Raw genomic sequence first — 13,158 nt, forward strand, 5'->3', positions numbered from 1 at the left:
GTTCTTTCGCGGGAGCGCCCTCCGCCGATGAGAAAGGTCAGTGTCTTGCGATCAGGCAAAGCTGTCGCGCAGGCTGGTCGCGGTGCCGGTGAAGCGACCGCGCACCACACCGACGACCGCTCCGAGCACCAGCCAGAACACCAGATTGGTCACGGTCACCGCCACCACGAACTGGTGATGCAGCCCTTCCGGAATCGCCGTCTCGTAACTGTCGGGCTGCGGTGCCCCGACAACATGCGGTGCGACGATCAAAAGGACGGCAAGGATCGCCAGCGGCAGCGACTTGCGGAACGCGATCAGGCCGAGACCGGCAGCGGTTGCCGCCACCGTTGCCCACCACCAGATCTGGCGCTGGGTGAGATCGGCGGCCGGCATGGCCGGCAGTTCCGGCGGCAGGCCGAGGCCCGGCGCCAGCGTGAACACGGCAAAGCCGGCCAAGCCCCAGAACACGCCCTGGCGCCAACCACCGATACCGCCGGCGAATTCGGAAACCGCGACCAGGATCAACCCGAAGCCGATGCCGGTGACGATGTTGGCAAGCACGCTGAAGGCGAAACGCTCGAAACCGTCTGCCGGCGCCCAGCCCTCGTCTTCCGCCGCAGCAGTCGCTTCGGCAGGGGCCGGAGCGGCTGTGCTCATGGCATTGCTATCCGTTGCTGCCGGAGCGGCATGGTCATGGTGATGCCCGCCGCCCGCCTGTTCGTAGACTTCCGCCTTCAGGATCAGCGGCACGGTCGCATAGGCCTGCATGCAGGCGAGAACGACGCCGGCCACGAGCCCTGCGATCGCCGCGATGAACACGACGTTGCGAAACAGGTTCATGATGTCAGCCCCTCGTCAGTGGCAGGGAAACGCCATCGAATGGCGATAGTCGTGAGCCGCATTGTGGACCGCATCGATATGCGAGAAGCCGACAAAGCCCATCACGAAAATGCCGAGCAGCGCGGCGAGCGCAAGCTGCATGAAGCGCGACTGCGAGGAGACGGAAGCGCCGAGGGAGACGGAAGCGGTAGTCATGTCTTGTCCTTTCGCCCTCCACCCGAGGGCATCGAAGTCAGTTTCCTGTCGCCGGCAGGTCTCCTGGCTCACGGATCAGCGTCCTTCCCCACCTTCCCGAAGAAAAATCTTCAGTGGCATATGGAGAGGACTACCGCACACAGTTGCGGGGGCAGCCACGGCATTGGGCGAAATCCGCCCTTACCGCATTCCCTCTTGGCTCCAAAATGGAACCGGCGACACCGGCGACTATAGGCAGAATCCTCGCGTCCGGCAAACCAAATTCCGCCGGCGACCGTTGCGAATGCGCCATGAAGGTCAAAGCGATTTCGGCAGATAGCGCCACGTCACGAAGCCGCAGACCGCCGCCAGCAGGCCGAGCGTGACGAACACCGAGCCCAGGCCGAAGAAGGCCAGCACCACCGAATAGACCAGCGGCGGCGTCAGCTCGGAAAAGTCGAGATAGGTGCGATAGACTGCCGCCATCTGCGATCTTTCATAGGAGCGCACCGAGCGCATGAAGGCGGTCGAGCCGAGCGCGTCGAGTGCAATGGTGAAGAAGGCGCCGCAGAGCAGGAAGGCGCCGGTGAGCAGCGGCACGGTTTCGCCGACGAAGCCCGCCGCCAGAAGCGCGACCGACATGGCGAAATAGGCAAATGTCATGGTCCTGCGGCCGCCAAAGCGCTTTCCCGCCTTGCCCCAGAAAATCGCCATGAACAAAAGCGCGTTGCCGGCCGAAACCAGCAGGCCGCCGGCCAGCTTGCCCTCACCCGTAATGACCATGAACAGCGGCCCATAGACGAAGAACGTCGTCCAGAAACAGGAGCGCCCAAACGCGATCAGCCAGGCCAGCCTGAGCCTGGGCTGGGCGATGAAGCGGCCGATATTGGCGAGCGGATTGGCTGGTCGCGTCTTGCCGGGACGGATCGACGGGTTGTCGCCGAGCCGGTAGGTCCAGAACAATGCCAGCAAGGCTAACGCGAACACGGCCACCGCGCCATGCGCGGCATAGACGCCGAAGCGCGTGTAGAGGAAGATGCCGAGCGTCGGCCCACCGGTCCAGGCCAGCATCGACCACGCCATGCGCAGCGATTCGGCCTGCATGAAGTCGGTCTTGCGGATGTGGTCCATGATGTAGAGGTTGAGCGTGATCGACAGCGCGCTGGCGCCCATCACCCGGCACAGCATGCCGGCCAGTTGCCCGGCAAGCGTGTCGGTGACGAAGAACAGCGAGCCAATGGCCAGCAGGCAGGCGCCCGCCGTGTAGACCCAGCGCCGGGCGAAACGGCGGATCAGCATCGGCATGAACAATGTCACCGACAGGCCGAGCATCGCCACGACGGTGTAGAGGATCGAGACGATCTGCTCGTTGTGCAGGATCTCGTAAGCCTGGATCGGGATGACGCTCGACACCGTGGCGCGGGCGAAGGATTCGACCGCATAGAGCGAAGCGAAGGTGCGCGCGTCCGCGGCCTTGAGGGCCGGTAGCCAGATCGGATGGCGCACATGGGTGGACATTGCTTTCCCCGAAGCAGATTCACCGGGTCAAATCTGCCGTGGCGACCTCAGCGCCAATAAGAGGAAACCGACGTGCATCCGGCAAAAGCGAAGCCGGCCAAAGGCTTTCCGGCACTGGCCCAATGCCGCGGCTGATCCGGCGCTATCGGCAGGGTTGCCGGTCTTCTTTTGTCCCGGGCAACCGTGATAGTCCTCCAGCGGGGCTGAATCAGAATGCGAGACCATGAGCATCCAAACGCCGACCGCACCCGTTCAGGATCGACCAAAGCGCATCGTCGCCATCGACATCGTGCGCGGCATCGCGCTGATCGCCATGGCAAGCTACCATTTCACCTGGGATCTGGAGTTCTTCGGCTACACCGATCCCGGCCTGACCGCCTTCGGCTGGTGGAAGATCTACGCGCGCTGCATCGCCTCGACCTTCCTGTTCCTGGTCGGCGTCAGCCTGTATCTCGCCCACGGCCGACAAATCCGCTGGAACGGCTTCTGGAAGCGGTTCGCCATGGTCGCCGGAGCCGCGATCGCGATTTCGGTCGTCACCCGCATAGCCACTCCGGACGGCTTCATCTTCTTCGGCATCTTGCACGAGATCGCGCTGGCCAGCCTGCTCGGTCTCGCCTTCCTGCGCCTGCCGGCGCTGCTGACGCTTGTCGTCGCTGCGCTCGTTATCGCCGCCCCCGTCTATCTGCGCTTCGAGGCCTTCGATCACCCATGGCTGTGGTGGGTCGGCCTGTCGGCGACCAATCCGCGCTCCAACGACTACGTTCCGCTGTTTCCGTGGTTCGGCGCCGTGCTTGCGGGCATCGCGGTGACGAAACTCGCCGCAGGTGCCGGCCTGCTTGCCAGGCTTGCCAATCTGGCGCCCGGTCGCTTGGCCAACCCGCTGGTCTTCATCGGTCGGCACAGCCTGGCTTTCTATTTGATCCACCAGCCGCTGCTGATCGGCTGCGTCTGGCTGTTCTCGCAGATCATGCCGGCGCAGGTCGAAACCCCGCAGGTGAATTTCCTCAAAACCTGCCAGCTGTCCTGCGAGCAGTCGCGCGACACCGAGTTCTGTACGAGCTACTGTGTCTGCATGCTCGATACACTCGAGGGCGAGTCCACGCTTGATAGGCTCTACAACAACGATCAGACTGCGGAGTGGAAAGCGCATTTGTCCGATCTCGCCGGCATGTGCACCGCCAAGACCGACAGCAAGTTGATGGAGGGAGGGGCCGAATGACCGAGAACCAGCCGAAGCCGGGGCTCATACCGTGGCCGCCGCTGATCTACATCGCCGCCATCGCCGTCAGCATCGCACTGGGCCTGCTCTATCCCCTGCCCTGGATCGGCGACCTGCTGGGCGATATCCTGTTCGCGGCCGGCTGGGTGGCGCTGTTTGCCGTCGCCGCACTCTGGTTCACCGCGATCCGCACCATGATCCGGGCCAAGACCACGCTCAACCCCAACGCTGTACCCGATCACCTGGTCACCACGGGTCCCTTCGGCGTCACCCGCAATCCGATGTATCTGGCCAACACGCTGCTGTTGATCGGCGTCGCCTTTGTCTCGGGCATCGTGTGGTTCCTGCCGCTGGCGTTCATCGCCGCCTATGCCACGCAGAAGGTGGCGATCGAAGGCGAGGAAAAGGTGCTGGCGGCAAAATTCGGCAAGAAATACCGCGACTACGCCAAACGCGTGCGCCGCTGGATTTGAGCTGGCTTTCAAGCGGCCAATCTCCCCCCTCGTGGGGGAGATGTCCGGCAGGAGAGAGGGGGGCGCTGTCCCTCAAACTCTCTGCCTACGTATTCACGCCAAGCTCCACCAGCCGCTCCACACAAGACTCCTCGGCCTGGTCGAGTTCAGCCAGCGTCTCCTCGAGGTCGCGGCGTTTCTGCCGGAGATCCTCGCGCTTTTCCTCGATGCGCTTGATCATCAGGTTGAGCTGGCCGACTTCGCCGGGCGGCTCCTTGTACATCTGGATGATTTCGCGAATCTCGTTGATCGAGAAGCCAAGCCTTTTGCCGCGCATGATCTGGCGAATGAGCTGCCGGTCGGAGGGGCGAAACAGCCGCGTGCGGCCGCGCCGCACCGGCTGCACCAGCCCTTCGTCCTCATAAAAGCGCAGCGTCCGCGTCGACACGTCGAACTCGCGGGTCAACTCGGTGATCGAATAATATTCTCGCATTGCCACTCCCACACGCCGAAACACCGGGGCGATCGCCATGGCGGCGTCACCCTTCTGTCCCGAACCAAAACCCATGCCATGCCGGAATCGACATGGCGCCCCGCGCGAGCCTCGCACGGCATTTACGTAAAAGTCAATTGAGCCAAAAGGCGTGCCTTCAGGGCACGCCGAACCACCACGTGGCAATGCCGAGAAATGCAAAGAAACCGACGACGTCGGTAACCGTGGTGACGAAGACCGCCGAAGCGACCGCCGGATCGACCTTGAAACGATCGAGCAGCAGCGGGATCAGGATGCCGGCCAGGGCGGCCACGAACATGTTGATGATCATCGCCGCCGCGATGATCCCGCCCAGATTGGGATCACGGAACCAGGCTGCCGCGACGATGCCGATCAGGATGGCGAAGACGATGCCGTTGATGAAGCCGACACCCATCTCGCGGCGAATGATGCGGCCGGCATTGTAGATGTCGAGATCCCTGGTCGCCAACGCCCGCACGGTGACGGTCATGGTTTGCGAGCCGGCATTGCCGCCCATGCCCGCGACGATCGGCATCAGCACCGCCAGTGCCACGATGTGTTCGATCGTGCGGTCGAACAGGCTGATCACCGACGCCGCCAGGAACGCGGTCAGAAGGTTGATCAGCAGCCACGGAACGCGTGAGCGCGAGGTCGAAAAGATGCTGTCGGAAAGCTCTTCGTCGCCGACGCCGCCCATGCGCATCAGATCTTCCTCGGCCTCCTGCTGGATGACGTCGACGACATCGTCAATGGTCAGAACGCCAACCAGCCGTTCGTTCTCGTCGACGACCGCGGCCGACAAAAGATCGTACTGCTCGAATTCCCGCGCCGCCTCTTCCTGGTCCATGGTGGCCGGAATGGCGTGCCGCGTCTCGTGCATCACCTCCTCGACCTTGACCGAACGCTTGGTGCGCAGGATCTGGTCGAGGTCGATGGCGCCGAGCAGCTTGAAGCTCGGATCGATGACGAAGATCTGGCTGAAGCGCTCGGGAAGATTGTTGTCCTCGCGCATGTAGTCGATGGTCTGGCCGATCGTCCAGAACGGCGGAACCGCGACGAACTCGGTCTGCATGCGGCGGCCGGCCGTCTCTTCGGGATAATCGAGCGAGCGGCGCAGCCTGATCCGCTCGGTGAACGGCAGTTGCGACAGGATCTCGTCCTGGTCTTCCTGGTCGAGATCCTCGAGAATGTAGACGGCGTCGTCGGAATCGAGCTCCTGCACCGCCTGCGCGATCTGCGCATTGGGCAGATTGTCGACGATCTCCATACGGATCGCCTCGTCGACCTCCGTCAGCGAGGAAAAGTCGAAATCGGCGCCCAGGAGTTCGACCAGCGCGCGGCGCTGTTCGGGATGCAGCGCCTCGAGCAGATCGCCGAGCTCCGACTGGTGCAGGTCGTCGACTTCATGCTTGAGGGTCAGCGTGTCGCGGTCGGCGATCGCCGCGCCGATCCGCGCCAGGAAGGACGAAAGCACGGCGCCGTCCTCGCCATAGATGTCGGCGTGGTTGTCCTCGGCGGCCCCGGCGCCGGTCGTCCGTTCGTGCTCGCCTTCCACCAGCGCCTCCCGCCACAAGAATCCCGGAAAAGGTGCAAATCAGGTCTAGAGCATCGGACCCAAGGGGGAAACCGGTTTTGGGAGAATCCGACGCTCAAAAAGAAAGTGGCGTAAAGTGCGGGAATATCAACGAAATGCGTCCGGCCCGCAGCGGGCGAGACCGGCACAAATCGGATTCTGGGAAGAGAATGGTGCGGTCGAGAAGACTCGAACTTCCACGGGTTGCCCCACAGCGACCTCAACGCTGCGCGTCTACCAATTCCGCCACGACCGCACGTGGTAGAGCCGGAACCGACCGGCTCGCGGCGTGTAGCAAATCGTTTCCGGTGAAACAAGTGCACGGCAAGCAATAATGTCAGGCGATTGGCATAATGCTCCACAGGGCCCGAACGCAGCGCCGGAACTGGACGTTTGCGCCTGATATCGCCATATGGAAGGCAAGTTGATGTCGCCCAAAGGTGCGAGGCGTTTTTGGGCGCGCCATGGACAAACGAAAAGACGATACGCCATGACCGAACGCAGCCAGATCGCCACATCGTTCCTGCCGCTTCCCGGCTCGGCACCGGTCGAATGGCTGATCGAGCCCGGCCTTACCGCCTATCCCGAGGCACTTGCCTTCATGGAGGCGCGCGCCGAGGCGATCCGCAGCGGCGCTGCCGGCGAAATGGTCTGGTTGGTCGAACACCCGCCGCTCTACACGGCCGGCACCAGCGCCCGTGGCGAGGATCTGATCGACGCCAGCCGTTTCCCGGTTTTCGCGGCAGGACGCGGCGGCGAATACACCTATCATGGGCCGGGCCAGCGGGTCGCTTACGTCATGCTCGACCTGAAGCGGCGGCGCGAGGATGTCCGCGCCTTCGTCGCGGCGCTCGAACAGTGGATCATCGGCACGCTTGCCGCTTTCAATGTGCGGGGCGAGCGCCGCGAGGACCGGGTCGGCGTCTGGGTCGTGCGGCCGGATCGCCCTGCTCTGCCGGACGGCTCGCCGGCGGAGGACAAGATCGCGGCCATAGGCATCCGGCTGCGGCGCTGGGTGAGTTTTCACGGCATCGCCATCAATGTCGAGCCCGATCTCGACCATTTCAGCGGCATCGTGCCTTGCGGCGTGCAGGACCACGGCGTCACCAGCCTCGTCGACCTAGGCCTTCCCCTGACCATGGCCGATCTTGACTTGGCGTTGAAATCCGCCTTCGAGGATGTGTTCGGTCCCGCCACGGCGTTGCCTGTCGAAGCCGAGCGCAAAGCCGGCTGATCTTCCGGATCCGGTACGGCTCAAATCAGTTGGGCAGAGGCCCACAACACGCCATAGCCATGGATGGCGAACACCGCCAGCAACGCCGCCGCCATGGCCAGCCGGTCGATGGTACGGATCGGCTTCAGCTCGTGACGCGGCTTCACCCCACTGCTCATCGTCAGCAGGCTGAGGAGCGAAAACACCGCTCCCGTCGCGAGCAGGAAGGTGGCGGAAAAGCCGGCCTGCCAACCCACGGCCAGGAAAGCCGAGAGCAGGAAGAAGGAAGCCAGCGCCAGCGCGACCGGTCCCGGACAGATCTGGCGCAGCACCTGGCCGCCGTCGAACTTCCACACCGGCACCAGATTGGCGATGTTGAACAGTGCGGCGAAGCCCGCCAGGGTCGCCAGCAGGGCCGCCGCCAGCCGGTGACCTTCCGCGCCGGCAAAGGTGCTTGCGGCGATGGCGATCGGCACCAGGAAGGCCGAAAAGCCGGCGCCCATCAATGCCACGAAAGCCACTTCGAAACGGCTGTCATAGGGCCGCCCGCCAATGGCAATGCCGCCGAGCAGCGGAATGAAGATCATCCGTGCACGGTTGTGGCCCATCAGCCGGAACGCTGCCATATGGCCAAGCTCATGCAGGGCGACCACCGATGTGAGGATCGCGGCCAGTGCCAGACCGCCGAAGTGAAGGCCGAAGAATGGCCACAGGATCAGCGCCGAAAGCCCGGCAAAGCCGACCTGGCTGAGCGGATGCTCGAACCAGCCGCCCTTGCGATACTTTCCGGTCCGCGCCCAGCGCTGCAGCTTGGAGAGTTCGCGGCGCAGGGCGAAATAGCGGAACACCAGGAAGGCAACGCCACGATAGCGATCGGTCTGGCTGAGCGTCACCCGCGTGCTGTTGCCTTCCGAAACGAGTTCGGCGGTTTCGCGAAAATCCTTCCAGAACGAAGCGTCGAGTGCCGTATCCTCGATGACACGCATCGAGAAGCGGCTGCCTTCGACGACGTCTTCAAACCGCGACTTGCGTTCGATCGGCTTGCCGTCGCGACCTTCCCAGGACAGCGTGATGCGGGCCACGCCCTCGCCGTCCGGGGCCTCGGCGGACAGGATCTCACCGGACCAGCCGGCATCGCTGCCGAGCGGCCACAGCGCCTGCCAGAGGCGCTGCCGATCCATCGCCACCAGACGGGTCAGCCGGACCGTGCGCAAACCAAGCGGCACCGTCATCAACAGAAAGATCAGCCCGAGATTGCTGGCCACCAGAATGGCCGTGACGATGGGCGACACCTGGACGTTGCTCCCTGTCTTGCCGGGGCACTCTAACGTCGCTGCGGCAAGAAAAGCTTAACGGCGGAGCGGTCTTCGACCGCATGGGACCCACGGCGGCGAACGCCGCCAAATCACATGGCTCCAATCCAGATCGCCATGGAGACGAGAAAGGTGCTCATGCAAACCAGTGAGATGACATCCTGAACCAGATCGGTCATAACTCTCTCCTGTTGTTGATATGTTCGTATTTTGTTCTAATTTTGTTTCAAAGTCAACGGACACAATCCGGCCGTGTCCGAATTTCCGGGCGATCAAATCGGCAGGGTTAAGAAAAGGTTGACGGGCGAACGACGGTTGCCCAGCGCCGACCAGGGCACGACGAGACTGGGGTCAGGCCGAGCCGAGAATGGTGGATTTCGAGAACCGGAGCGGAGCGTACTTTTGGGTACGTGAGCACCGTTCTACCGCGACGGGGTAGAACGGGAAGCGCAGGAAGCCGCCTTTCGCAGGCCGGCCTCCCCCAGTATCGCCGTGCCCTAGAGCGGCACCACTTTACCGTCGGCCAACGTGACGCGACGGTCCATGCGCGATGCCAGCTCGTGATTGTGGGTGGCGATCAGCGCCGCGAGGCCCGATTGCTTGACCAGCGCCGCCAGCGCCTCGAACACATAGGACGCGGTGACCGGGTCGAGATTGCCGGTCGGCTCGTCCGCCAGCAGTACCAGCGGCGCATTGGCGACCGCACGCGCAATGGCGACGCGCTGCTGTTCGCCGCCGGAGAGCTCGGACGGCCGGTGCGCCGCGCGTTTGCCGATCTGCATGTAATCGAGCAGCTGCGCCGCGCGCTCGGCCGCGTCCTTGCGGCTGAGCCCCTTGATGAGCTGCGGCATCATTATGTTTTCCAGCGCCGAGAATTCCGGCAGCAGGTGATGGAACTGGTAGACGAAGCCGACATCGTTGCGGCGGATCGCCGTGCGCTCGTCGTCGGACAGCCGCCCGCAGGCGCGGCCGGCCAGGATGACGTCGCCGGCGTCGGGACGCTCCAGCAGGCCGGCGGTGTGCAGCAGCGTCGACTTGCCGGTGCCAGACGGCGCCACCAGCGCCACCATCTCGCCGCGCTTCAGCGAGAAGTCCGCACCATTGAGAATGGTGAGTTTTCGCGGTCCCTGGACGTAGTGCCGCTCGACGCTCTTCAGCTCGATAATGACCTCGGCCACTATTCGTACCTCAAGGCTTCGACCGGATCGAGACGCGCGGCGCGCCATGCCGGAAACACCGTTGCCAGGAAGGACAGGCCGAGCGCCATCAGGACGACATAGGTCGTCTCGCGCGGATCCATCTTCGCCGGCAACTGGCTGAGGAAATAGAGTTCAGGATTGAACAGCACCTTACCGGTCATCCACGAGAAGAACTGGCGGATCGATTCGATGTTGGTGCAGATCAGTACGCCGAGCAGCACACCGGCAAGCGTGCCGGTCACGCCGATCGCCGCACCCGTCATCAGGAAGATGCGCAGGATGGCGCCGCGCGACGCCCCCATGGTGCGCAGGATGGCGATGTCGTGGCCCTTGTCCTTCACCAGCATGATCAGGCCGGAGATGATGTTCAGCGCCGCCACCAGCACGATCAGCGTCAGGATCATGAACATGACGTTGCGTTCGACCTGCAGCGCGGAGAAGAAGGTCTCGTTGCGCTGGCGCCAATCGACCATGTCGATCGGCCGCTGCGCCGCCGCCTCCACTTTCGGTTTCAGCGCATCGACATCGTCTGGATTGTCGACATAAATCTCGATCGTTTGCGCCCGCCCGTCCATGTTGAAATAAAGCTGCGCTTCGGAAAACGGCATGTAGACGATGGACGTGTCATATTCGGACATGCCGACTTCGAAGATCGCCGCGATCTTGTAGCCCTTCATGCGCGGCGTGGTGCCGATCGGCGTCACGTCGCCGTCGGGCGAAATCAAGGTGATGGTATCGCCAAGCGTCAGGCCGAGATTCTCAGCCATGCGCTTGCCGATGGCAACGCCCTCGCCAGAATCGAAATCGGCGATCGAACCCTGCTTGATGTTGCTGGCAACGATGGCGATCTTGCTCAGATCCTCGCCGCGTATGCCGCGAACCAGCGCTCCGGTTCCGCCGCCGACATTGCCTTGCGCAAGCACCTGGCCATCGATCAGCGGGATGGCGTATTTAACGCCTGCTACACCGTTGATGCGGCTGGCGACCTGCGCATAGTCCTCCAGCGGCGAATCGAGCGGCTGCACGATCAGGTGGCCGTTGACGCCGAGGATGCGCGTCAAAAGCTCTGCCCTGAAACCGTTCATCACCGCCATGACCACAATCAGCGTGGCGACGCCCAGCATGATGCCCAGAAACGAGATCGAGGCGATCACCGAGATCACCGTCTCCTTGCGCCGCGAACGCAGATAGCGCCAGGCGACCATGCGCTCGAAGATGGAAAAGGGTCCGGCGCCGACCGATCTTGCCGCCACCGCCTCGCTCATGCGGCGACACCGAAGCGCTTCTTCGCATCCGCGATCGGCAGCGTCTCGCGCTCACCGGTCTTGCGGTTCTTGATCTCGATCTCGCGGGCGGCGACACCGCGCGGTCCGACGATCACTTGCCAGGGAAGACCTATCAGGTCGGCGGTGGCGAACTTGCCGCCGGGCCGCTGGTCGGTGTCGTCGTAGAGCACGTCCTTGCCGGCGGCGACGAAAGCGGCATGCAGTTCGTCGCAGACGCCGTCGCACTCGGCGTCGCCCGCCTTCATGTTGATCAGTCCGATGTCGAACGGCGCCACCGCGTCCGGCCAGATGATGCCGTTGTCGTCATGGCTGGCTTCGATGATCGCCGCGACCAGCCGCGACGGACCGATGCCGTAGGAGCCGCCGGAGACGAAATGATCCTTGCCGTCGGGTCCGGTCACCTTGGCGCCCATGGGCTTGGAATATTTGTCGCCGAAATGGAAGATGTGGCCGACCTCGATGCCGCGCGCCGAAACCTTGTCGCTCTCGCCGATCTTCTCCCACGCCGCCTCGTCATGCATCTCGTCGGTGGCGGCGTAGGGCGTCGTCCATGTTTTGACGATGTCGGCGATCTCGGTGTCGTTGGCAAAATCGGTGTTGGCGCCGGGCACATCGAGCGCAAGATAGTCGCGGTGGCAGTAGACCTGGCTCTCGCCGGTGTCGGCCAGGATGATGAATTCATGGCTGAGATCGCCGCCGATCGGCCCGGTGTCGGCCCGCATCGGTATAGCCTGCAGCCCCATGCGCGTAAAAGTCCGGAGATAGGACACGAACATCCTGTTGTAGGCCGCCTTGGCGCCTTCGAAGTCGAGGTCGAAGGAATAGGCGTCCTTCATCAGGAACTCGCGCGACCGCATGACGCCGAAGCGCGGCCGCACTTCGTCGCGGAACTTCCACTGGATGTGGTAGAGATTGAGCGGCAGGTCCTTGTAGGACTTCACATAGGCGCGGACGATCTCGGTGACCACTTCCTCATTGGTGGGGCCGTAGAGCATGTCGCGGTCCTGCCGGTCCTTGATGCGCAGCATCTCCTTGCCGTAGTCGTCATAGCGGCCGCTTTCGCGCCACAGATCGGCCGACTGGATGGTCGGCATCAGGATTTCCAGCGCACCGGCGCGATCCTGCTCCTCGCGGATGATGCGGCATACCTTGTCCAGCACCCGCTTGCCGAGCGGCAGCCACGAGAAACTGCCCTGCCCCTGCTGGCGGATCATGCCGGCGCGCAGCATCAGCCGGTGCGAGACGATCTCGGCCTCGCGCGGATTTTCTTTGAGGATCGGCAGGAAATAGCGCGACAAACGCATGGGCAGGTCCGTGAGTGAGGAGGGTCGCGTCAGAATCGGCGCGACTTTGGCTTGCTTGACCCGGCTTCATAGCCATTTCAAGGCGGAATGGGAACCCGGACGCTTCGGCCCGAAAAGCGGAATCGATTTCCAAAAAACATGGGTAGCCGGGATCAGAAGCGTCGCACCGCCGTTCGCCCGTCCAGAAGACCCATGGCGCTGCAAGGCCTCCCGGTCACTGTGCGCGTCTTGGTGATCGTTCGCCAAGCAACGCCTGCCACACTATTGTGCAGTGCAGCACGAGAATGCCCGTTTCAAGGCAAAATTCTTCGTGACATTTTCATTCGCCTTAGGCTAATGTACCTCGATAACCGAGAGGGCAGAAAAAAATCTGCTCTCCTACGCGGTCAAAGTCTTGGGAGGATGCGATCTAGGCGCGGTTACTCGCTGCCGCCGGAAACCGGAAACAGATCGGACGCGTTTAAATTGCAAGGCCTCGTGCCTTGCATTTTTTTTGTGCAATCATCTGCTTAGCGCAACGCGTTGCCAAACCACCTTACCCAGCGTCAGCGCTCGTCAGGCCGCAAAA

The 13,158-nt window shown here is 63.1% G+C and carries 12 protein-coding genes, 1 tRNA gene and 1 riboswitch; of the genes, 3 read left to right on the plus strand and 10 right to left on the minus strand.

Annotated features, from left to right (window positions below):
• Positions 1–51: 51 nt before the first annotated feature.
• The 3 genes from EOC83_RS15500 to EOC83_RS15510 all read right to left on the minus strand — a co-directional run bounded on the left by EOC83_RS15500 (position 52) and on the right by EOC83_RS15510 (position 2,514).
• Positions 52–822, minus strand: a complete 771-nt coding sequence (locus EOC83_RS15500) for a CbtA family protein (RefSeq protein WP_013531118.1) — start codon at positions 820–822, stop codon at positions 52–54.
• 15 nt (positions 823–837) lie between these two features.
• A complete protein-coding gene (locus tag EOC83_RS15505; protein WP_013531117.1) occupies positions 838–1,017 on the minus strand; it encodes a CbtB domain-containing protein in 180 nt (59 codons plus the stop codon).
• A 35-nt stretch (positions 1,018–1,052) separates the two neighbouring features.
• A riboswitch (cobalamin riboswitch) is annotated at positions 1,053–1,249 on the minus strand.
• A gap of 65 nt (positions 1,250–1,314) precedes the next feature.
• Complete coding sequence (locus EOC83_RS15510; protein WP_013531116.1) at positions 1,315–2,514, minus strand: MFS transporter; 1,200 nt, start codon at positions 2,512–2,514, stop codon at positions 1,315–1,317.
• 223 nt (positions 2,515–2,737) lie between these two features.
• Between EOC83_RS15510 and EOC83_RS15515 the strand changes: the two genes are divergently transcribed.
• Both EOC83_RS15515 and EOC83_RS15520 read left to right on the plus strand, forming a co-directional pair.
• Entirely contained in the window at positions 2,738–3,736 is a 999-nt protein-coding gene (locus EOC83_RS15515) for a DUF1624 domain-containing protein (RefSeq protein ID WP_063168230.1), read from the plus strand.
• On the plus strand, positions 3,733–4,209 hold the full coding sequence (locus tag EOC83_RS15520) for an isoprenylcysteine carboxylmethyltransferase family protein (protein ID WP_024501351.1): 477 nt from the start codon (positions 3,733–3,735) through the stop codon (positions 4,207–4,209). The genes EOC83_RS15515 and EOC83_RS15520 overlap by 4 nt, the downstream gene beginning before the upstream one ends.
• 85 nt (positions 4,210–4,294) lie before the next feature.
• Here EOC83_RS15520 and EOC83_RS15525 read toward each other — a convergent pair whose 3' ends face one another.
• The 3 genes from EOC83_RS15525 to EOC83_RS15535 all read right to left on the minus strand — a co-directional run bounded on the left by EOC83_RS15525 (position 4,295) and on the right by EOC83_RS15535 (position 6,531).
• On the minus strand, positions 4,295–4,681 hold the full coding sequence (locus tag EOC83_RS15525; protein ID WP_013531113.1) for a MerR family DNA-binding transcriptional regulator: 387 nt from the start codon (positions 4,679–4,681) through the stop codon (positions 4,295–4,297).
• Positions 4,682–4,838: 157 nt separating this feature from the next.
• Positions 4,839–6,257, minus strand: a complete 1,419-nt coding sequence (gene mgtE / locus EOC83_RS15530) for a magnesium transporter (RefSeq protein ID WP_013531112.1) — start codon at positions 6,255–6,257, stop codon at positions 4,839–4,841.
• Between the two features lie 189 nt (positions 6,258–6,446).
• Positions 6,447–6,531: transfer RNA gene (locus EOC83_RS15535), tRNA-Leu, on the minus strand.
• Positions 6,532–6,765: 234 nt separating this feature from the next.
• Between EOC83_RS15535 and lipB the strand changes: the two genes are divergently transcribed.
• The gene (lipB, locus tag EOC83_RS15540) at positions 6,766–7,509 is read left to right on the plus strand and encodes a lipoyl(octanoyl) transferase LipB (protein ID WP_027160542.1); all 744 of its coding nucleotides are present in this window, start codon (positions 6,766–6,768) and stop codon (positions 7,507–7,509) included.
• 20 nt (positions 7,510–7,529) lie between these two features.
• On the opposite strand, the gene EOC83_RS15545 is transcribed toward lipB, so the two are convergent.
• The 4 genes from EOC83_RS15545 to proS form a co-directional block, all read right to left on the minus strand.
• Positions 7,530–8,780 (minus strand): peptidase M50, encoded by a 1,251-nt coding sequence (locus tag EOC83_RS15545; RefSeq protein WP_024501354.1) that lies wholly within the window; start codon positions 8,778–8,780, stop codon positions 7,530–7,532.
• 518 nt (positions 8,781–9,298) lie between these two features.
• Positions 9,299–9,982, minus strand: a complete 684-nt coding sequence (locus tag EOC83_RS15550) for an ABC transporter ATP-binding protein (protein ID WP_027160544.1) — start codon at positions 9,980–9,982, stop codon at positions 9,299–9,301.
• Positions 9,979–11,265, minus strand: a complete 1,287-nt coding sequence (locus EOC83_RS15555) for a lipoprotein-releasing ABC transporter permease subunit (RefSeq protein ID WP_013531108.1) — start codon at positions 11,263–11,265, stop codon at positions 9,979–9,981. Before EOC83_RS15555 ends, EOC83_RS15550 begins: the two co-directional genes overlap by 4 nt.
• Positions 11,262–12,590, minus strand: a complete 1,329-nt coding sequence (gene proS, locus EOC83_RS15560; protein WP_063168231.1) for a proline--tRNA ligase — start codon at positions 12,588–12,590, stop codon at positions 11,262–11,264. Before proS ends, EOC83_RS15555 begins: the two co-directional genes overlap by 4 nt.
• Between the last annotated feature and the right edge of the window lie 568 nt (positions 12,591–13,158).

The sequence above is a fragment of the Mesorhizobium sp. Primo-A genome, from assembly GCF_003997175.1.
Taxonomy (GTDB): domain Bacteria; phylum Pseudomonadota; class Alphaproteobacteria; order Rhizobiales; family Rhizobiaceae; genus Mesorhizobium; species Mesorhizobium ciceri.

Coding starts and splice junctions, on each gene's coding strand:
- EOC83_RS15500 (WP_013531118.1), bottom strand. CDS start 822: ATGAACCTGTTTCGCAACGTCGTGTTCATCGCGGCGATCGCAGGGCTC.
- EOC83_RS15505 (WP_013531117.1), bottom strand. CDS start 1,017: ATGACTACCGCTTCCGTCTCCCTCGGCGCTTCCGTCTCCTCGCAGTCG.
- EOC83_RS15510 (WP_013531116.1), bottom strand. CDS start 2,514: ATGTCCACCCATGTGCGCCATCCGATCTGGCTACCGGCCCTCAAGGCC.
- EOC83_RS15515 (WP_063168230.1), top strand. CDS start 2,738: ATGAGCATCCAAACGCCGACCGCACCCGTTCAGGATCGACCAAAGCGC.
- EOC83_RS15520 (WP_024501351.1), top strand. CDS start 3,733: ATGACCGAGAACCAGCCGAAGCCGGGGCTCATACCGTGGCCGCCGCTG.
- EOC83_RS15525 (WP_013531113.1), bottom strand. CDS start 4,681: ATGCGAGAATATTATTCGATCACCGAGTTGACCCGCGAGTTCGACGTG.
- lipB (WP_027160542.1), top strand. CDS start 6,766: ATGACCGAACGCAGCCAGATCGCCACATCGTTCCTGCCGCTTCCCGGC.
- EOC83_RS15555 (WP_013531108.1), bottom strand. CDS start 11,265: ATGAGCGAGGCGGTGGCGGCAAGATCGGTCGGCGCCGGACCCTTTTCC.
- proS (WP_063168231.1), bottom strand. CDS start 12,590: ATGCGTTTGTCGCGCTATTTCCTGCCGATCCTCAAAGAAAATCCGCGC.